This window comes from Galbibacter mesophilus, assembly GCF_023721415.1.
GTDB lineage: Bacteria > Bacteroidota > Bacteroidia > Flavobacteriales > Flavobacteriaceae > Galbibacter > Galbibacter mesophilus.
On the sequence record NZ_JAMQVC010000002.1, the window covers coordinates 387,948 to 408,868 of the forward strand.

Genomic DNA, 20,921 nt, shown 5'->3' on the forward strand with positions numbered 1-20,921 from the left:
AGAAAAAAACATGTTAAAATGTCCTTAAAATCGTTGAGATGAAAATTCATTTTTCTGAAGCGGATAAGAGGTAATAAATTAACGTTGAATAACATAGCGTAAAAATTTTGTAGCATATGAAGAGTTTAACATTAATGCGACACGGAAAGTCGTCTTGGGATTTTGAAGTGAGGGATAAAGACAGGCCTTTGCAAGAACGTGGCGTGAATGATGCCATTTTGGTGGCGCAAACAGTTAAAGTAAATCTTACAACTCCGGATATTATTTTTTCGAGTCCGGCCGCTCGTGCTTTGCATACCTGCATGATTTTTGTTCGAGAAAGTAAATTGGACTTATCTAAGGTGAAAATTACAGAAGAATTATATGATTTTGATGGTGATTCGGTAATTACATTCCTTAAAAGTTTAGATGAACGCTATAAAAATGTTATGATTTTTGGTCATAATCATGCTTTCACGTCAATTTCTAATATCTTTGGTAACAAATCCATTGATAATCTCCCTACAGCAGGACTTGTAACCCTACATTTTGATGTAGAAAAATGGAGTGATATCAAACAAGGAACAACAGAAAAAATCATTTTTCCAAAGCAACTTAAATAAATGAACGAAGTTAAAAATCAGTATATAAACAGAGAAATTAGTTGGCTACACTTTAATGCCAGAGTACTACAGGAAGCAGCAGATAAATCAGTTCCATTAATTGAAAGACTTCGTTTTTTAGGAATTTTCTCCAATAACTTAGATGAATTTTTTAAAGTGCGCTACGCCACTGTTAAGCGTATTGCATTATCCGGAAAAACTGGAAAGAGCGTTTTAGGGGGTACCCGCGCTAAAGATTTGATGGAGGATATTACCCAAATTGTAATTAACCATCAAACCGAAAGTCTAAAAATTCTTCGGGATATCGAAAAGGAATTGGAAGGACAAAATATCTTTAGGGTAAAAGAAGATGAAGTCACGCCTGTTCATAGTGAATTTATAAAAAACTACTTTTTTGAAATAGTGAGTCCTGCTTTGGTGACTATTATGCTAAGTGACTTAGATGAACTTCCTAATTTAAAGGATAGTGCGGGTTATTTGGCGGTTAAAATGGTAATGAAAGAACAAAAACCTAACGAAGGGGTGAAAGGTATTTTTGTGCCTAAATCCAAACAGGTTCGTTATGCTTTGTTGGAAATTCCTAAGACTATAGAACGCTTTGTGGTTTTACCAAGTCAAGGGGATAAGCAGTACATTATCATTCTAGATGACCTTATACGATATTGTATGGGGAGTATCTTTAATATTTTCGACTATGAGTCGCTTTCCGCGCACATGATAAAGATTACAAGAGATGCTGAGTTGGATATCGATAGCGACTTGAGTAAAAGCTTTATGGAAAAAATCTCCTCGAGTGTTAAAGGTAGACGTATAAGTGAACCTGTACGATTTGTGTACGATAAAGAGATAGATAAGGACACCTTGAAGTTCTTAAAGGATAAAATGGGCATAGATAACACCGATAGTGTTATTCCTGGCGGTAGATATCATAACCGACGAGATTATATGGGCTTTCCAAGCCTCGGTCGTGCCGATTTAATGTATAAAAAGTTTCCGCCGCTTCCGGTAAAAGGACTTACCAACGACGGAAGTTTGTTTGAAGCCATTGCGCAGAAAGATTACTTGCAGTACGCGCCTTATCACACATTTTCTAATGTGATTAAATTCTTACGTGAAGCTGCAATCGATCCAAAAGTAAAATCTATTAAAATCACGGTTTATCGATTGGCAAGTAATTCGCAAGTGGCTAGTTCGCTTATCAATGCGGTAAAAAATGGTAAAGAAGTTACTGTACAAATAGAATTGCAAGCTAGGTTTGATGAGGAGGCAAATATAGAATATGCTGAACAGCTACAATCAGAAGGGGTAAAGCTTATTTTTGGAGTACAGGGACTGAAAGTACACAGTAAAATATGTCTAATTGAACGTGTAGAAAACGAAAAAATTAAAAGATACGGATTTATAAGCACTGGAAACTTCAATGAATCTACTGCTAAAATTTATACTGATTACACTTTATTCACGGCGCATCAACCTATTTTAAAAGAACTGAATAAAGTTTTCGATTTCTTCGAAACGAATTACAAAATAAACAAGTACAAACACCTTATAGTTTCTCCACATTACACAAAAAAGGTTTTTACAAAGCTTATCAATCAAGAAATTACTAATGCAAAAGCTGGAAAAGAAGCGTACATAAAGATTAAAATGAACAGCTTTACCAGTTATAAAATGGTGGACAAGCTTTATGAGGCAAGCAACCACGGCGTTAAAATACAATTAATAGTTCGTGGCACCTGCTGTTTAATACCTGGTGTGCCAGGAATGAGTGAAAATATAGAAGCTATAAGTGTGGTAGATAGATTTTTAGAGCATCCACGACTTTTCATATTTGCCAATGGAGGCGATCCTAAATGTTATATTTCTTCTGCTGATTGGATGACAAGAAACCTTGATTTTAGGGTAGAAGTAGGTTGCCCTATTTATGATGAAGACATAAAGAAGGAAATAATAGAAACTTTTGAAATTTGCTGGAAAGATAATGTGAAAGCAAGGGTGTTTTCTGAAAGACAGGACAATGCATATCGAAAAGAAAAAGGAGCCAAATTTAGGTCACAATTTGAAACGTATGAATACTATTTAAAAAAGCAAATTGTAAAAGAATAAAATTCCATAGAGGTACATGAGGATACGAAAATTTGCAGCTATCGACATAGGTTCCAACGCCATTCGGTTATTGATAAATAATGTAATTGAGTATGAAGAAAAGGCAGCACAATTCAAGAAAAGCTCTTTGGTTAGAGTCCCTGTGCGCTTAGGTCAAGATTCTTTTACGGTTGGGGAAATCTCCAAGCAAAATACCGAACGAATGGTAGATACCATGAAAGCTTTTAAATTTTTAATGAAAGTTCATGGTGTTGAAAAATATATGGCTTGTGCTACTTCTGCTATGCGAGAGGCCAATAATGGAAACGAATTGGTGGATACAATTAAAAGTAAATCGGGGATAGAAATAGAGATTATTGATGGAAAAAAAGAAGCCGCTATCATTGCTTCAACCGATTTACACACATTGATTGATAAAGATAAAACCTATCTGTATGTAGATGTTGGCGGAGGAAGCACCGAGTTCACTATTTTTAGCAATGGTAAGATTGTAGCTTCCAAATCCTATAAAATTGGGACGGTACGTTTACTTAATGAAATGATTTCCGCAGAAACGTGGAAGGATATTGAAAAGTGGATTAAAAGTCACTCTAAAAAGTATAAGAGTATTGAAATTATTGGTTCCGGAGGCAATATTAATAAGCTTTTTAAAATGTCTGGTAGAAAACCGGGCGAACCGTTATCGTATATTTATTTAAACGCTCAGTATCAGTTTCTACAGGAAATGAGCTACGAAGACAGGATTTCCGAACTGGGTTTAAATCCGGATAGAGCCGATGTTATTATCCCCGCTACCCGAATTTATCTTAATGCGTCTAAATGGAGTGGCGCCAAGCGTATTCATGTTCCTAAAATCGGACTTTCGGATGGTATTATTAAGTTGCTCTACAATTTGGAAAAAGAGAACAGTATCTACGCTGAAATGTAATTTCCCGGTCACTTCAAGTATGGTTTGTTACTTGAGTTTAAGCGGTAAATAATCCAGATACAAAAAGTAAAGAAGTTACAATAGCAATCCCAAAGCTTAGCAAAGTACCTATAAGAATGTATTCGGTAAGCTTTCTATCCTTGGCTTCTGTTAAATCGCTAAATCTAAAAATGGATTTCGCAGCAATTAAAAAGCCTACGCCTTCCCAATGATTGGTGGCTATAAAGGTGAAAACCAATAAACGCTCCAGCATTCCAATATATTTTCCAGCATTTTCTAAAGAATCCCCAGAGTCCATTTCTGTTTTTGGGGTGTAGATGGAAATGAGTGTTTTTATTATAATGGAAGTGGGATGGGTTAAAAATATAATTGCACTTAAAAGTAGCCATGTATTGGAGGGAAATATTTCACTGAAAATTATATTTTCAGAAGTCTGCCAAAAGCAAATTGCACCAATTACTAAGATATGTAATAGTTGGTCCAAGAAGAAAAACAGTCTTTTGGTCTTTGGTGTTTGTAAGGTGAGTTTTGCTGCATCGATAATAAAATGGGTAGCCCCGATGATGAGTGGAATATACCAAAGACTAAAATCCCAAACAAAAAGAAATGCCAATAGCACATGAATTAAAACATGTATGTAGAGTTTCCCTGACCTTGCTTTTTTCTCTTCTTTTTCAGCAACCCATTTCTTGGATTGAAAAGTGAAATCTCCCAATAAATGGGCAAGAAACAATTTTAAAAACAATTCCATTTTTTTACTTTTTACTCACTTAGTGAGATTTATAATCTTAATAACCGTTTTGCAAGTTTCTCTCACACATATCTTTCCTGCAATAATATTGCAGGTTTACTCCTCGGTGTTACAAACTACTTATTTTTTCGCGGTACATAATATCCAATTCCATAATTTCTTCAAAAGAAGCTCTCTTTAGGCGTTCGCTTACAGCACTTTGTTTAATTCCTATTAAGCTTCCTAATTCCTCTTGAGATAACGTGGGGCTTTCCAAAGATACTTTCACAATTTCTGCGGAACTGGCTGTCCAATTATCCATGGCAATTAAAGCTAACTTAAAATACAAGTTTAACTCTTTATTTACTGCGCTATTGTCTGTTTGAATGGCTAAATTCGTTTTTAACGGTTTTAGGTTTTCAAATAATTCTCCCGAATTTAAAAACGCACTCCCGTTCGATTCTGAAATTTTCTCACCTTCATGGGTTTTATCGCCTATACCAATAGACATGCGTACATCTAGTCCTTTTATGCTCTTTATGGTAGCTTTTATTAAAACGGCTGCTGAAAAAGCAAAGTACACATCTTTGATTTCTACTTGAAAACTGTCCCCACGATATATTTCCCAAAACTTTTGGTTTCCTGAAATACCACTGAATACTTCTTTCAATGGAATCAGCCATTCTTCAGGATTTTTTTTCCTTGAGTTTATAATATCGCCTGTAATTACACTTGTCATAGTCTTTTGAAAAACTTATATACCGGCTTATAGCCCGATTTGCAAAAATATCGGCTTAAATACCAATATTTATAATTATTGGGTTAATAGCCAATAAAATCAAATATCGGGTTTTAAGGCGATAAAAACAAATTAAAAATAGGATAAGAGCATCTTATAGGTTAATCTTCACATTGTAGCCTTCCAGTTCATGGATAAGTTCGTTTACCGTGTAATCCAATTGATTAGAGTATTCATGGCGTTCTTTGCGTAATTGGTTCCGTTTTATACTTTTAAAAAAACGTTTCAAATCTTGTTCAGATTCTAGTATGAGTCCGGGCACTTTAACGCTCTTTCCATTATCATCCTTCGCAACCATGGTAAAATAGGAAGAATTACAGTGTTTCACCGCACCGGTTTGTATATTTTCCGCCTCTACACGAATACCAATAACAATAGATGTATTTCCCACAAAATTTACGGAAGCTTTCATAGTAACCAGTTCGCCAATTTCTATAGGCTTTAAAAAATCAACCGTATCTACAGAAGCTGTTACACAATACGACCCAGAATGTTTGGAGGCACAGGCGAACGCAATTTGATCTAAAAGCGATAAAATAAACCCTCCGTGAATTTTTCCACTAAAATTGGAATGGGAGGGAAGCATTAATTCAGAAATTTCTACACGTGAGGCACTCACGGGTTTAAGTTTTGGTGTCATATATTTTTTTAGTTGGTGGTTATGCTCAATTATTCTGGAATTATTAGATTATGGCCATGAGTACTATTGTAATTATTTAAAAATACAGCACATTTTTTAGACTATAAGTAGTTGCGTAGGTTAAGGGTTAGTAAGTAGATACCAACTGAAAGTTTGCGAGCATTCTCACAGGTAGGTGGTGACGCACTATCACTTATAGCTGATGTTCTGTATGGTATTTTATTTTTCGTTCATTCTGTTAAAAAAAGGATTGCTCGAGTCATCATTTATCTGATGTCCGTAACCGTATTTTTCGTTTAATTGGTAAAGTCTCAAATATAAATCTACGTAATCTTGGGAAGTCAAAACCCAATCGGATATAAGTTTTGCCATTTCATTCATGTCTTCTGCATAAGTCATTCTAGAGTCACTACCTCTTGTTCCATCTGGTTTAAGCGCGACACCTCGATTTAAGAAAATCAACTTTTCTTCATGGATAATTTTTCTCTGCTCTGCGAATTCTTTACCTTTTGGCAAATATTTTAACAATAGATTTTGGATTCCGTTGTAGAACAATGAGTGTTTTTCCTCCGGATTGTCAAATTTCTTGTCAATTAGTTCTTTCAGTTCGTCAATTTCTTTTAATTGACCATCCTCAATATTAATACTTAACTGTTTGCCTTGTTGTTGTTTTGCCCTTTGAAGTATCTCAAGCTTCTCAATATTTTTCAGTTTTTCTAGCTCTAAATCTTTAGCAGATTTTTTCTTGTTGTCCATATTACTCGACTATTTTATTTAATTCAAATATTTCTTTAATAATTTTCGCTTTTTGTGGGATTGAATCTGTCTCCCAAACTAAAGGAGATAATCTCTTAACGGTTTCATCTATTTCTGGAAAATGTTGTCTGTATGCCTTCCAGTAGTTCTTGTTATGATTATAGTACATATCTATCTGAAAAGCACGATAAACAAAGCATTTATGAATATTATTCTTTTTTGCAATTTGATTTACCATTAATTCATTATTGATGTGAGGTTTAATAAACCTTAAAAGGTTAGAGTCAAAAAAGAACTCTTGAGCAAAATCATCTGCGTTCTTCTCGTTTATTAATAACAAATCTGGTTCTCCCGTTAAATGATATCCTTGAGACAAAATACTTTCAAAGTCAAATAAAACGTGATATAGTTCGTGCAGTAATGCGTACCAGATAGTTGCATAATTCTGATTCAAATCAGTTAGGACTATGCAGGGTTTTCTATTTACAGCAAAAGTCGCTCCTCTAAACTGAGAAGTAGTTAGTTGTCTTTGAAAACAAACAGTTACTCCAATACTGTACAAAGCTTGACATACTGTTAACAATCCTTTTTCAATATCTTGAGTGTATGGTTTAATCTTGGGAACTATTTCTTTAAGGTTATTTCGATTATAACTATTTGGGTTTGAGATTCTTTCAAAAATCATATAAGCTGATGAAATTGAAAAATACCGCATCTTATCAGCGAAATTCCTTTTTGTGGAGCTATAAAGAATCATATTTAATTTTGAAGCATAGTCCTCATATTCTCTTATCGATTCAAACCCGAAGAAATCCAATAAGTTTTTCTTGATCTCGGATGAATCAGATTTCGAGTTTATTAAACCAACTTTGCTTAATCTATCGATATCAAAATTTTTCTCTATGAATTGAAAATCATTAGAAGTTTCCAGCTTTTTAATTTTATCACTTTGTTGATTTGCAATTAAAAATACTATTAAGTCCTTTAAGTTGATGTTTAGAAAATCAGATATTTTCAGTACATTGAATAAGTTAGGATGCTTTATCGAACCATCAAGAATTGGATTAACCGAATTTTTGTCAAGTCCAATTAAGTTGAAAGCTTGGTTTTCGCTAATGTTTAATTCTTCTATTTTTTTTTCAAAAACTTCACGTGGATTTATAAAATCCTTCGTTCTGAAAGATTCTTGAAGTAGGTTTGATATTGAAAAGTCATTCATTTATCAGGAAAATTTTCCCAAATATAATAGTATTTTTTGTTTGCACCCACACTTTTATGGGAAAATTTTCCTAAAATATTATAAATATGGAATGCAGCATAGTTATTTGTAACTATCTATTCTCAGGCGATTGCAATTCTTCTAAATCCTCATCTTCAGCAGCTCTTTTTATCCATTTCTGGTCAATTTGTTTACTTGCCTTTGCACCTAGTTTTTTCAATTTTTCAACACGCCCCAAAAGGTTTCCTTTTCCTGTAAGTTTTGTCATGGAACTACTGTACGAGTTTTGCACTGTTTGCAGTTGTTTTCCTACTTTCTCCAAATCATCCAATAGGTTTTTAAACTGATCGTAGAGGCGTCCCGCTTGGGTAGCAATGTCCAATGCATTTTTATGTTGCTTATCGTTTTGCCACATGCTATCAATTGTTCGCAACGTAGCTAAAAGGGTAGAAGGTGTAACAATAACGATATTTTTTTCAAAAGCTATATTATATAATTGCGGTTCTTGCTGGGATGCAATGGCAAAAGCAGGTTCCATGGGGATAAAAAGTAGCACAAAGTCCGGACTTTCAATTTTGTACAAATCATGATAGTTTTTTGCACTTAATTGGTCTACGTGCTTCTTTATGGAATTTACGTGCTCTTTTAATAATGCAGGCCTTAAATCTTCATCTTCTTCATTAACATAACGTTCGTAAGCAATTAGCGAAACTTTAGAATCGACAATCATTTTTTTATTGTCTGGTAAATGAATAATTACATCGGGAAGTACGCGCTTTCCTTCTTCCGTAGTAAAACTATTCTGAACGGTATACTCACTCCCTTTTTCCAGTCCAGATTTTTCCAACACTCTTTCCAACACCAATTCGCCCCAGTTTCCTTGCATTTTGGTATCTCCTTTTAACGCTTTGGTTAAGTTGGAAGCCTCTTTGGTAATTTGTTGGTTGAGGTCTTTTAGATTCCGCAATTGCTCCTGTAAAGCGGAATGTCGGGTGATACTTTCTTTGTTGCTATCCTCTACGCGTTTTTCAAAAAGTTGAATTTTCTCTTGTAACGGATTCAATATGTTTTTGATATTCTCTTTATTCTGAAGCGTAAATTTTTCAGACTTTTCCTCTAAAATACGATTGGCGAGAATTTGAAAATCCTTGGTGAATTTCTCCTGAAGCTTTTCTACTTCAGCCTTTTGTTCTTTATTTCTTTCCAAAAGGTTATCAAAATCTACTTCTTTTCGAGACAGCTGTATCGCCAAGGCATCTTTTTGCTGACGAATTTCCTCTTTTGCCGCAGTTTCTTTTTCAATAGTAGCCCTTAAAGAGGCTATTTGTTGCAGCAGTTGTTGTTCTTGAGTGTCAAAATTATTCTTCTGATTGCTATTTTTTAGTTTTTGGATATAGATACCAATAAAAATTCCAAAGGCAGCAAAAATAAAAGCAACAAGTATTAAAAGAAGATTTTCAGTCATTATATGTATTTTCGTGAAAATTTATACCAATTATTGAATTGGTAAATGAGTTTTATAAATGAAATGTAAAGATAAAAGAATCGCTTCAAATGAATGTCTTTTAAGGAAAATTTGAACGTACTCATACAAAAAAATTGGTTTCGGAATGTTTTTTCAGCTATATCCAAGAATAGTTATTTTTTTAGGGATTGTTTTTTACTCGTTCTTTCTGAATGGTCAAAGCCAGCCGCCCATACATAATTTCAATGTTCACGATTATAAAGCGGGGATACAGAATTGGGGCATTACCCAAGGGAAAAAGAATATTTATGTAGCCAATAATGAAGGTTTATTGGAGTTTGACGGTAAAGTTTGGCGATTCTATGAGCTACCCAACAAAACCATTGTTCGCTCGGTTGCTTATTTCAACGGAAAGGTATTTACTGGGTCTTATGAAGAATTTGGTTATTGGGAAAAAACAGCAACGGGGAGCCTAAACTACCATAGCTTAAGTGCGCAGCTCGATTCAAAAGATATAGAAACTCAATCTATTTGGGGAATTTATCAGTTAAAGGATGCCATAATTTTTAAATCTTTCAGTAGTATATTCATTTATGAAAATGGTAGAATTTCACTTTTAAAGCGAGAAAACACCGTTCTTGGAGGAAACGTAATTAATGATGCGTTTTATGTTTTTGCCAGAAACGAAGGCATTCTTAAATTGGACGGTGAGCAGTTGAGTTTGGTTCCAGAAACAAGTTTTTTAAAGGATTTTAAAGTACAATCCATAAACGCGTTTGACGGAAATAGGATTGTTATCGGGACTTCTTTAAATGGTTGTTTTATTTGGGAAAATAATCGTTTGAGACCTTGGCAACATCCATTGAATAAGGTTTTGAAGGAGAATCAACTAAATAAAATTACTGTTACAAAGGATTTTGTTTTCTTCGGAACCATTAAGAATGGCGTATACGTTTGGAACCGTAAAACAAATCGTTATTACAATTTGAATGTAAAAAGTGGTTTACAAAACAATACGGTTTTAGGCAGCATTTATAATAATCGGGGGATATTATGGTTGGCGTTGGATAATGGAATATCTGCTGTCCCCATAGCCTTCGATGCCTATTATTTAAACCCATCCAAGCAGGATATTGGCGGAGTTTATGATATGGTGGTTTATAATAATGAAACCTACATTGCTACCAACACCGGTGTGTATGTTAGCAATAAGGAAGGTATAGAGTTTATTGAAGGGTCACAAGGCCATATTTGGGACCTTAGCTTAGTTGATGATGTTATTGTTTGCGGCCATAATTTAGGAACTTACCAGATAAGAAATAAAAAGTGGGAACCAATATCGCAGGAAAATGGAGGCTATGTTTTTAAGCAAATCAGCCATTTGCCCGAAACATATCTTCAAGGAAATTACTCTGGAATTACCCGTTATTCTAAAGAAAAAGATGTTTGGGCAACAAAGGAGGTTGAGGGAATTGACTTTCCTGTAAAGAAAATTGTTTTTGAAAAGGAATATACCGCATGGGTGGCACATACTTACAAGGGAGTATATCGAATTCATTTTTCAGAGGATTATTCTAAAGTAACTAAAATTGAAAAAGATTTCAATAGTCAATTTAAAAATGAGTATTTAATAAAACTGTTTTCCATTGCCGGTCAGGTGGCTTTTTATAATGAAGAAGAATGGTTTGTATACAATTCATTAGAACAAAAAATAGAACCTTTTACTTCTTTAAAAACGATTTTAGGAAAAGAAAAAGATGCCTACCCCATTACCGATGATGGTTTAAATCCGATTGTTTTTATAAAGCCTGATGGTTCTCTTTTTGTTCGGGAGACTTTAAATAACGATGAAACTCAGTTTTATTTACCCGTTCGGTATTACCAAAACCGACTGCTAAAGAATGATGAAAAAGCAGTGGCGGTGAGCGATTCTCTTATCCAGATTGCTCTGTATAATGATATTTTGGCGTTTAAAACCAATAGCATTGCATCCAAAACGGTAGAGGAGCAACCAACGATTAATCGGGTTTACAAAAACGGAATTCCTCAGAAACTGGATAGCGTTATTCATTTAAAACAAAGAGATACCATATTAATTGAAACTTCGGTTCCCTTACTTTCCAACAATTCTATTGTGTATTCTTTATCCAACGAAGAAACAAAGGGATTTGGTGATGCCGTTGATGGGAAGATTGAAATAACCAAATTACCATACGGCACTACAGAAATTGAAATTCGAACTAAAGTGAAATCGGATATTTCAGAGAATGGAATAACCTTATCATTGGAAACCCGTAAACCTTGGTACCTGGGTATGTGGGGAGGAGTTTTGCTGCTTGTTATAGTTGTTTTATTGATATTGGGCATATTTACGGTTAACAAGTATATGTTGATCCGGCATAAAAAATATTTAGAAGATCAGTTTGAGCATGAAAAAGAACTTAATAGGAAGGAAGAAGCGCTGCTCCACGAGAAAAAACTGAACGAAATACAAAAGGCTCAGCATGAAAAAGAATTGAAGGGAAAAACCAAAGAACTTGCCAATACGGCTTTGGAAATGACAAAGAAGAATGAGTTGTTGCTTAATTTAAAGGAAGAACTCAACTATTTTAAATCGGAAATTATAGACAAAAGCAGGTACAATAAATTGTTGCGTAAAATTAATAGCAATATTAACAATGCGAACGATTGGGAAGTGTTTGAGTCTAATTTTAATGAGATACACGATTCTTTTTTCAAAAGTCTAGTAAAGCAACATCCCGAGAAGCTTACCCCAAAGGACTTGAAACTTTGTGCTTATTTAAAAATGAATTTATCCAGCAAGGAAATTGCGCCCCTTATGGGAATTTCCGTTCGTGGTGTTGAGATTCATCGCTACCGATTAAGAAAAAAACTGGAATTGTCTTCAGAACAAAATTTAAACGAATATTTAATGGGGGTATAAATAAAAGATGTTTGGAAAATCGGTTTTTGAGGCTGTTTTCACTTATTCAAGCCTGTTTAGGCTTGGTAAATTTAAGAAAACGTAGCAAGCCAGATTTTCCAAACATCTTATTGATTATAAAACTTATTCCACAATTAATTTCTTTTGAATAACTTCACCAGTATCCAACGCGACATTAATCATATAAATTCCTGGAATAAGGTCAGCGGTGCTAATAGTTGAACTACTTCCATTAATAGGGAATTTTTTAACCGTTAATCCCATTAAATTCCATACCGCTACTTTTGCGTAATTACCAGTATGTGAAATGGTAACATATTCGCTGGATGGATTGGGATAAAGTGACACGTTTCCAGCTGTTTTATTTTGCTGAAGCTTCACTGAAGTCTGAACATTTACAGGCGTAACGTTGTTTCCTGAAGAATTTTCAGTCAGAATCAAATTATCAATTACTCCATAAGCATTGCTTGTTCCTCCTTTGAAATCAATATCTACTTGCGTTAAATCTTTCCATTCAAGAGATAAGGTTGTAAGTTGCTTTTTATCAAAATTATAAGTTGTTGTTACTGTACAACCATCGGCTTTATAACCGGTTACCGTGGCATCACCAATTCCACTCCAAAGCCCAGCGGCATAGTCTAGAGACTCTAAATCAAAGGTATTACCACTGGTGTGGGTTATACGTATAATTCTGCCCCAATTTTTAGACTGCAGTACATTACTGCTAAAGCCATTGGTAGTGCCATAAACTAGGAAATTATTATTGCCAGGCCCTATATCTTTAAATTTGAATCCAGAATCATGGATGTACTCTGTGCTTCCATAATCCCCAGTGGTAAGCTCTTCAAAATCCACAACAGTCGTAGGGTTGGAGTTTACCTCATCGCTTAGCAATGCAGTACCCAGCAGTGAAGGGTTTTGCCAGTTTAAATCCTGTTCCGACCACCATGAAAGTTTTCCTTTTCTATTGCCTCCTGGTGTGTCGTTGTCTGCAATCATAACATCTAAACCGATGTAATGTCCATCGGATGGATTTATACCCATATCACTCCAAGAAAGTGCTATCTCTGCTTGATAACCATTGCTGGTAGTAGATTGAGCAGCCAAGGCATTTTCTATAGACATGGTTCCGCTGGCACCAACTAACGAAGAGGCATTGTAAGTATAAACAATTTGCCTATCATTGGTATTGTAGCTGTCCGTTTTATCGTTGGTAGCATCAATATAAATTTCTATCCCATCATAGTTCCATATTTTGCTCGGATCTTCAACGGGAACTAGTTCATTATCCATTACGTTTACTAAAATATAAAGATAATCTTCATCCCAAAGGAGTCTAAATGTGGCGTCAAGATCTGTTGAGTCGGAAACGGTTCCTAACGGTACTTTATCCATTGAAATAACTTCAGAAGCATTCCAAGAATCTTCAATCGTAGCGTCTATAAGAATCGGTGTATTCGTTTTATTGGCCAATACTTTATCGACTTCCGTAACTGTTAAAGTAACGGATTCACTAATAACTGTACCGGAAGAATTGGACACTTCAACTTTGTAAACATTCCCATCTTTCTCCAAACCGTTTTGTTGAATTAACAACTCAGAGCCGTTTTCTCCCGTTAAAGCTTCATCGTTTTCAAACCATTGAAATTGCATAGGTTGTTCCCCAATAGCGGTCACCTTGAAATTTGCGCCACTACCTTCGGCAACGACTACCGATTCCGGCTGTTTGGTAATGTAAGGCGCCACAATTTCACTATTATTTTTATTTACTTCTTGCCAATCTTTTAGTGCCCTGTATTTGTAGGCTTCCAGCTCAGGTTGTCCAACATACTCTTTGGAACCCCATGCCATTCCTCTTCCGAAGGGATTAAAATGAACAAATTGGGGGAGAAGTTCCATATACGGGGCATTGGCATTTAAATATTGAATATACGCCTCGTACATCGCCGGATTTCGGCTAGCCAATTCGCCGCTATTTGTAATATGTTGACCAGCCTCATAAGCAATCAATGGAATGTTCAAGCCTGATTCTGCTAAAATGGTGTAATGCTGAGCCACCATATTTCCAGCATTTTTGGCAGCTTCAATAATTTTGGACTCAATTTCGGGATCAGATCCGTTTAAATTCCCTCCAAAATAGGGAGCTATGGCATATTTATCGGGATAAATTCCTGTTGGGTTTACTTGATCATCGGAGAGTGCATCGAGATGAACACGTGTTAACGCGGGTTGCCCAGCCCAACCGGAGAGAACCTTTACCACACGGCTACTTTCACTGACATATACCGAATTAAAAATATTCCAAATCTGGGAAGCTCTATGCACATAGTACCTAAAACGTGCGTAATCAAGATCGTCAAACCAAGCATGACGAGGAAAATCTCCAGTTCCAAATCCGAGATTGGTTCCCATGTCATTGGCATAGGCTTCTGCTGCAAAGCCGCCCCAGACTTCATTCGAATATTCAATGTATACTTTTAAATTCGGATCTAAATGCTGTTTTACCAAAGCAGCGAGTTCTGCAATGTAATTGTCATTGGCTGCGTGTGGAACGTTTATCCAAAAATCGGCTTGAACAATATTACACATCTTTATCATCCATTCAATAGCCATTCCTTTAATTACAACGATATTGTTTTTGTTGTAGTTCGGTTTTATCGTTTGGTTAGGGTCGTCTGGTTGGCGTCGATCGCTCCAGTTTTCAATCCAGTTGTTATTTGTGGAAAGCATGTCCATAAATCGGAGTACTTTGTAATGACTTATCTCATCTAAAAAGACCTGACTAAAAGGATTTGCAGAACCGTAATTGGCCCATTCTGCAGCGAAGTCAACATTATTTTTATATACCCCATGAGTTTCATGTCCTAGCCCAGCACCTATAGCCATTGCTCCAACAGCGGGTTGAAGTGTTTGCGTGGTAACATCAAAAGGAGCGCTGATTTCCGATTCATTTCCTAGTTTATCTTTTGCAAGAATAGTTATGGAATAGGTAGTTTGAGGAGACAACCCATAAACAATGGCATTTTCTTCATTAGTAACTGTCCAATCCTTTCCATTCACAAAAATATTATAGGAGGCTAATCCAATACCATCATCAATAGAGGGACTCCAGCTTATCTCTGCATACGTAGCAGTGGTCTCATCAGCAGTAATATTTTCTGGAATTGATGGTGGCGTAGTATCTAAATCTGGAGGAGTAACCGTTCCAAAGTCAAACCGACCAGTTTTCAATCGGTCATTATCTTGGTGACTTTCAAATTCATTGCCGCTTACACTTTCCCTTTCGTAAAGTAATGTCCAGTTTTGTCCATCTACAGAACCTTCGCAGCGAAAAGCTTTTAGATTTGTCCAGCTGTTTTCAGTAATGGTAATTCCGGTAGGATAAAATGTGAAGTTTTTAAAGCGTAATGTTACCTCTTTGCCTTCTGGGGCATACCAATGTGTGTTAGCATCATTATCAAAAGCTTTATAGGGGCCATCAAAAGCATAAATATTATCATTGGAGCTCAAAATTTCTATTTCAGAATCTCCCGCCGCTGCTGTAATGGGATTTAACGGAAAGCTTTTGTCGCCCATGAGCCATCGGATTTCCTTGATTTGCTGATTCGCTCCAGTAGCAGTTTCGTCTAACCAAAACCTCACGTAGGTGTAACCCTGTGCCACCGCAGGCTCGCTTGTGGTAACAGAGATTGCTGTTTTTGGAGAGGCATTGTATTCAGCATCGTAGGCAATCACTTCTATATCATAGCTTGTTGAGGGCTCCAATAGTGTCTTGGTAAATGATGTGGAAGAAGTAAAGCCAGCATTTACGCCATCAAAGAAAACTTGATAACCACTTATTTGTCCAGAATTATCGTTCACCGCAGGCCATGAAACCTCAATGCTATTATGAGTAATCTCAGAAGCGGTTGGATTTGGTGATGAAGGTGGGGTGTTATCAACCGTTACAGGTGCAAATCCAAAATCAAATGCAGTTTCAAAATCTGCTGAAGTTAAATTGGGTTGGGAATTAAACAAGGTGGTCCAACCTGTTGCGGGATTATTGGTTCCTTCCACGCTAAACTCATACAGTTCGCTCCAACTGGGCTTTTTAATTCGAATTCCGGTTGGATAAATAACGTGATCTTTAAAATTAAGGGCAATAGTGTCTAAGCCAGCTGTTGATCCACCCAAGTATTGAGTTTCATCAACTTTTTTGTCAAAAAATTCAGGATGTTTATGGCCGCCTTCAAAGGTCGCTTCTATGGAACCCGAGGATGAATTAATTGGCAGTTTTGGGTAGATAATATCTCCATTTAACCATTCAATTTCATGAATATGGACTCCGGCAGTGTTTTGTTTGATTATCAATCTTACATATTGATATCCTTGTGTTTGGGCATTCGCCATCATGAGAAAACCCATAGCGAACAACCAAAACAGATTTTTCTTATTAAAAATAGTTTTCATTGTTAGTAGTTTTAATGAAGTCATTCAAACTTTTTTCATTCGTTAAAAAATTATTCTTTAACGCCTATTTTTTGTCTTTTTTTCGGTCCGTAGCGCTGCTATGAAACTCAAAAAAGCCTTCAAATAGTCATAAAACATCTAATTTTCACTAGAAAGCGAAAAGTTTAAATCACTTCAATGTGTTGGTTTTATCGTAGCAACTAAAAATGTGCTTTAACTAATGGTTGTCCATTAGTTGGGTCATATGTAAGCTGGGGTGTTTTGTAAGCTTCACTTCATAGGCAAAATGTGTTTAATTAATATTTATTTAAGTATGACTTTAGCGGTTTCTGTCATGGTGCTTAAATCCTTAAAAGCTCTTTTTTCAAAATTGTAATCTCTTTAGGCGGATAAGAACTACTTTCCATTTAACCCTGGAGGGTATATCATTTCCTGTTCTATATAATGGTGTTCTCCCGCGATATGACCCATTTTAGGGTACCAAATGCCACCTTCAGGTTTTCGGGGAGTGGTAGGGGTAGATTTCGCGGTTTTGGTTAAGGAAACCTCATCAATATACATTCCTACCTGTTGGTCTATTCCTTCGTTCACCGTCCAAACACCCAACCATACCAAAATACTGTCTACTTTCAATTCAGAAAAAGACTCCTTTTTTTCATTAATCGATTGGTAATCTTTTGCAAAGGGTAGGGTAAGGTCATGCAGCTTACCAGGTTCAGCAGGGAGGTCAAAATGATGCGTTTTTACATTTTCGTACATACCAAAGCCTTTGGTAACACCGTAAAATATTTTGCCCGTACTGTATACTAGATTAACGCAATTATAATCTTCGGAATAACATTCTAAAATGAGGAAAAAGCCGTTGTAGGAGTTCACATCAAACTTGCCCGATTCAGGTCTGTAGCGTATGTTGAGCGCTGGATTTGGCGAATTCCCCAAAGAAACCCTTTGGGCTACCCTGTTGATATGCTGTGGAAGCCTATCTTGCCCTGGTACATCGTACCCTCTTTTTCTGCTGAGAAGATAGAGTTGTTTTTTCCCTTCGGAAGTTTCCCTGATTTCGCAAATATTGGATGGATCTTTATCTTCATGATAGACGAATCTTTGATGCCAATGTTGAAGCCCATTAGAAAAATCGTGATTTCTTATCTTTTCTTCACTTGGTAGTTCCCAAGGTTGGTTAAACCAAAGTGCATGCTTTTTATCATCAAACGCTGGAAAAGAATCGGGGTACGTAAACCATTCTTTAGTAACATGTTGGTAATGAACCTTAATGTCTTCTTGATCTATATCCACCACGCAGACACCTTGTTCTGGTCCACCAAAAAAGTCGGGTTCTCCAAACGCTCTAGGGCGGTATCCGGCAGCAGGTAAATTAATCATTTTAATACCTTTATAAGTAACAGCCGTTTTAAGCGATGCTTTTAGCGGGATATGCACATGACCACTAAAAACGTATTTCACATTACCGAATTTGGTTAATAGCTCCAACAACTGTTTTCGAACGCTCACGGATTCCACATAACTGGTAAGCGGATCGATACCTATAGGATGAATGGGGACATGCTGAAAGAAAACAACAGGTTTTTCTTTATGCTTTTCTAAATCGTTTTCCAGCCAATCGAAATAATGAGGATAGTTCATCCAGAAATTCTTCCGAAGTGGGTCTGGCCACACTACGAAATGCCATTTTCCGACGTCAAAACTGTACAATAACTTGTTACTACCGTTTATTCTTTTCTGACTATCAAAGTAGTTTTTCAGGTAGTCCTTTTTTTCCGAAGGAGAGAAATCGGCGTTGTATGGGGTTTCGTGGTTTCCAATTTCTAAAAACAAAGGCATTTTTAAAGGAGAAACCAACCTTTCCATATAGACGAAATTTTCTTCCTGTCCGATACTATCCACAAAATCACCTAAAATGATGGAAAAAGAAGGCTCGGGGGAAAGATTGTTGGTTAGAGCGACGGTGTCTTCTATAAAAGCATTGTGGATTTTCATTCGGGTTCGCTCATTTTTCGGGATTGATGGGTCGCCCCCTTGTAAATCGGCCAGAATGGAAAAACGGAATTTGTCTTGGTCTGCTATCCCAAACGCTGTACTGTCTAGTTTCCCAGTTTCTTGATAGCTCAAAATATTTGCGGTAAGCGCTTTTTCTTTGCCGAATGTAAGTTCGCTGTTGTTTAGAAGGTCGCCAACCGTAAAGGTGAACTTATCCCTGTTATAGGAAATGGTACAAGAAGTATTACTGTTTGGAGATTTCACCCAAAATACCACAATATCATAGTCCGAAGGATGCAACGAAATATTGGTTTGCTGTGATTGACTAACGTTACCATCAGAAGGCTCCAAGAAATAACCTTTTTGTCGGGTAATTGTTCCCGTGCCCTCTACTTGTATTGAAATTTTTGTTGAGCGTTTTCTGTTTTCATGGTTGGTACAGACCAATCTAATGGCAATTTCATCTGCTTCATTGGAAATTCGACTAAGGATACTTTTATGATAAACCGCTTCTGATATAGAAGGAAAACCATTTGGAAAGGCAAAAGTAGGAAGTAAGCCAGAGCCTACGCCGATACCCATGTTTTTAAAAAATTTTCTTCGTTTCATTATATTCTATAGGAGTATTTTATGCGTTTACTGGTATTGATGTTAAACTACCAAGTCCATGATTTTGGGAAAGAAATTATACGTAAAGCAATATTTTCTTTGTCAACTTTGGTAGTGTATTTTATTAAGTTGTTAATATAGAGGTATTTATTTATTAATATTGCCAATAAATAATCATTTTCTTATCAAATTATAAAATTTAATCAATTATTGATTTTTTGTTGTTTCAGAAGCAGGATTTAAACCCTGTAAACCATTGGAGCATTACAGCATTACGAAAAAAATATGTTTTTCAGTTTAAGAGTGATTAGAGAAACAGCAGTCTCACAGAATGTCATAAAACCTATCGTTTAGTTTGGCTTCCAATTTTTAAAGTACATCACGTATAGAGTAATTTGTATTTAAAATTGAATATTTAATCATTTTAATTATGTTTTAATGAATTAAATAACTATTTATTGAGAATATATTTTATAAATTGGAGTTTTAACCTTAAAAACATAAAACAATGGCTTTAGACAATCTCATTAGTTTGGAATTTACACAAGAAGAACTCGAAGCATTACAGCAACATTTAAATGGAATTAAATCTATTTTAAAAGGTAAAACAGTTAACCTAACCGCCGAAGAGCGTGGTCAATATGGGAGTATTGCCAATCAAAACAAACTTTTGGTAGACAAAGCCAGGGAATATATGCATAAGCACCCCAATTGGATACCACGTTTTTTAGATTTAGTGGAATTTGACCGTGATTATAAAACGCGTAAGGAAGTAGAGGGATTAGTGAAAGATGTACAGAATCTGGCGCAACAATTGGTGGATACCAAAACCTTGCTAGACCACGATAATTATTCCAATGCGCTAACTTTCTACCGTATGGTTCGTTACTTGGCTGGAGAGAATGAGCCGGGTGCTGGTACGGTTTATAACGATATGAAGGTGCTTTTTAAAAAAAGTAAAGCACAGCCAGAAGAAGGTGAGGACACCACCACTGATATTCCAATGTAAAAGAAGGGCTTTTAGGGTCTTTATAGTGGCGCCAAGGGGTTTAGAGAGCATTAAAAGCGATTCCAATACCTTGGTAAGCGATAAGAACACACTTCTAATTCATAATTTATCATAAAAGAAGGTCAGGATGAGGCTTCTTACTCATACAAAAGGGGGTAGGAAGCCTTATTTTATCAACTAAAAAGGTCATTTCTTCACATAAAAGCGATAATGAATCACTTTTAAAGGATAAAATCATTGAACGAAGCATGTTTTTATCACTTCGGAAGATGTTTTAGGTACTTAAAAGGGGACTTTAATGGCTTTTTACCCTCAAAAGCACGATGCAAAGCGATATATTTTCAGAAAAAAGGGTTGTTTTATGGCTTAAAAGTGAAAAAAATATCATCTATAAGTGATAATAACAAGCTAAGAACGATGTCTATATCACTTCAGAAGGTGATAAAAACATTTGAAAGCGTCTATCAATGGTTTTTAATTATTCCGAAAAGAGATATAAAGCGTTGTTTTTCGGAAAAAGGGGGGGGGAAAGAGCGATAATATCATTTTTAAGAGGCGTAATCCGCTATTTTAAAATCAAAAAAAACAGCTATCAGCTTTACGTTAACTTAACAAATAGAAGGGTTGTTTTAAACAAATCGTTAAATGCCTTTATTTCCGTATTTCT

General features: G+C 35.8%; 13 protein-coding genes. 5 read left to right on the plus strand and 8 right to left on the minus strand.

The window, feature by feature from the left end:
• Positions 1-116 precede the first annotated feature (116 nt).
• Genes NDQ75_RS08640 through NDQ75_RS08650 form a run of 3 tightly spaced genes read left to right on the plus strand, consistent with a single transcriptional unit; the run spans position 117 to position 3,636 of the window.
• The gene (locus tag NDQ75_RS08640) at positions 117-602 is read left to right on the plus strand and encodes a SixA phosphatase family protein (protein WP_202027073.1); all 486 of its coding nucleotides are present in this window, start codon (positions 117-119) and stop codon (positions 600-602) included.
• Positions 603-2,708, plus strand: coding sequence for a polyphosphate kinase 1 (ppk1, locus tag NDQ75_RS08645; RefSeq protein ID WP_202027075.1), 2,106 nt, complete (start codon positions 603-605; stop codon positions 2,706-2,708).
• 16 nt (positions 2,709-2,724) lie between these two features.
• A complete protein-coding gene (locus tag NDQ75_RS08650) occupies positions 2,725-3,636 on the plus strand; it encodes a Ppx/GppA phosphatase family protein (RefSeq protein ID WP_202027076.1) in 912 nt (303 codons plus the stop codon).
• Between the two features lie 37 nt (positions 3,637-3,673).
• On the opposite strand, the gene NDQ75_RS08655 is transcribed toward NDQ75_RS08650, so the two are convergent.
• The 6 genes from NDQ75_RS08655 to rmuC all read right to left on the minus strand — a co-directional run bounded on the left by NDQ75_RS08655 (position 3,674) and on the right by rmuC (position 9,245).
• On the minus strand, positions 3,674-4,387 hold the full coding sequence (locus NDQ75_RS08655) for a DUF3307 domain-containing protein (RefSeq protein WP_202027077.1): 714 nt from the start codon (positions 4,385-4,387) through the stop codon (positions 3,674-3,676).
• A 109-nt stretch (positions 4,388-4,496) separates the two neighbouring features.
• Positions 4,497-5,105 carry a transcriptional regulator gene (locus NDQ75_RS08660; RefSeq protein WP_202027078.1) on the minus strand — a complete coding sequence of 203 codons (609 nt, stop codon included), beginning with the start codon at positions 5,103-5,105 and terminating at the stop codon, positions 4,497-4,499.
• A 154-nt stretch (positions 5,106-5,259) separates the two neighbouring features.
• Positions 5,260-5,805, minus strand: a complete 546-nt coding sequence (locus tag NDQ75_RS08665) for an acyl-CoA thioesterase (RefSeq protein ID WP_202027079.1) — start codon at positions 5,803-5,805, stop codon at positions 5,260-5,262.
• 219 nt (positions 5,806-6,024) lie between these two features.
• Positions 6,025-6,561: a hypothetical protein gene (locus tag NDQ75_RS08670; RefSeq protein WP_202027080.1), complete on the minus strand. Its 537-nt coding sequence runs from the start codon at positions 6,559-6,561 to the stop codon at positions 6,025-6,027.
• 1 nt (position 6,562) lies between these two features.
• The gene (locus NDQ75_RS08675) at positions 6,563-7,780 is read right to left on the minus strand and encodes an ImmA/IrrE family metallo-endopeptidase (protein WP_202027081.1); all 1,218 of its coding nucleotides are present in this window, start codon (positions 7,778-7,780) and stop codon (positions 6,563-6,565) included.
• 112 nt (positions 7,781-7,892) lie between these two features.
• On the minus strand, positions 7,893-9,245 hold the full coding sequence (gene rmuC / locus NDQ75_RS08680) for a DNA recombination protein RmuC (protein WP_202027082.1): 1,353 nt from the start codon (positions 9,243-9,245) through the stop codon (positions 7,893-7,895).
• A gap of 145 nt (positions 9,246-9,390) precedes the next feature.
• On the opposite strand from rmuC, the gene NDQ75_RS08685 reads away from it, so the two are divergent.
• The gene (locus NDQ75_RS08685) at positions 9,391-12,189 is read left to right on the plus strand and encodes a helix-turn-helix and ligand-binding sensor domain-containing protein (RefSeq protein WP_202027083.1); all 2,799 of its coding nucleotides are present in this window, start codon (positions 9,391-9,393) and stop codon (positions 12,187-12,189) included.
• A gap of 123 nt (positions 12,190-12,312) precedes the next feature.
• On the opposite strand, the gene NDQ75_RS08690 is transcribed toward NDQ75_RS08685, so the two are convergent.
• Both NDQ75_RS08690 and NDQ75_RS08695 read right to left on the minus strand, forming a co-directional pair.
• On the minus strand, positions 12,313-16,638 hold the full coding sequence (locus NDQ75_RS08690; RefSeq protein WP_202027084.1) for a sugar-binding protein: 4,326 nt from the start codon (positions 16,636-16,638) through the stop codon (positions 12,313-12,315).
• Between the two features lie 396 nt (positions 16,639-17,034).
• On the minus strand, positions 17,035-19,245 hold the full coding sequence (locus NDQ75_RS08695; RefSeq protein ID WP_202027085.1) for a metallophosphoesterase family protein: 2,211 nt from the start codon (positions 19,243-19,245) through the stop codon (positions 17,035-17,037).
• 508 nt (positions 19,246-19,753) lie between these two features.
• Here NDQ75_RS08695 and NDQ75_RS08700 point away from each other — a divergent pair.
• A complete protein-coding gene (locus tag NDQ75_RS08700) occupies positions 19,754-20,254 on the plus strand; it encodes a hypothetical protein (RefSeq protein WP_202027086.1) in 501 nt (166 codons plus the stop codon).
• Positions 20,255-20,921 lie beyond the last annotated feature (667 nt).

Coding starts and splice junctions, on each gene's coding strand:
- NDQ75_RS08670 (WP_202027080.1), bottom strand. CDS start 6,561: ATGGACAACAAGAAAAAATCTGCTAAAGATTTAGAGCTAGAAAAACTG.
- NDQ75_RS08665 (WP_202027079.1), bottom strand. CDS start 5,805: ATGACACCAAAACTTAAACCCGTGAGTGCCTCACGTGTAGAAATTTCT.
- NDQ75_RS08640 (WP_202027073.1), top strand. CDS start 117: ATGAAGAGTTTAACATTAATGCGACACGGAAAGTCGTCTTGGGATTTT.
- NDQ75_RS08685 (WP_202027083.1), top strand. CDS start 9,391: ATGTTTTTTCAGCTATATCCAAGAATAGTTATTTTTTTAGGGATTGTT.
- NDQ75_RS08700 (WP_202027086.1), top strand. CDS start 19,754: ATGGCTTTAGACAATCTCATTAGTTTGGAATTTACACAAGAAGAACTC.
- NDQ75_RS08675 (WP_202027081.1), bottom strand. CDS start 7,780: ATGAATGACTTTTCAATATCAAACCTACTTCAAGAATCTTTCAGAACG.
- NDQ75_RS08690 (WP_202027084.1), bottom strand. CDS start 16,638: ATGAAAACTATTTTTAATAAGAAAAATCTGTTTTGGTTGTTCGCTATG.
- NDQ75_RS08695 (WP_202027085.1), bottom strand. CDS start 19,245: ATGAAACGAAGAAAATTTTTTAAAAACATGGGTATCGGCGTAGGCTCT.
- NDQ75_RS08660 (WP_202027078.1), bottom strand. CDS start 5,105: ATGACAAGTGTAATTACAGGCGATATTATAAACTCAAGGAAAAAAAAT.
- ppk1 (WP_202027075.1), top strand. CDS start 603: ATGAACGAAGTTAAAAATCAGTATATAAACAGAGAAATTAGTTGGCTA.
- NDQ75_RS08655 (WP_202027077.1), bottom strand. CDS start 4,387: ATGGAATTGTTTTTAAAATTGTTTCTTGCCCATTTATTGGGAGATTTC.
- NDQ75_RS08650 (WP_202027076.1), top strand. CDS start 2,725: ATGAGGATACGAAAATTTGCAGCTATCGACATAGGTTCCAACGCCATT.
- rmuC (WP_202027082.1), bottom strand. CDS start 9,245: ATGACTGAAAATCTTCTTTTAATACTTGTTGCTTTTATTTTTGCTGCC.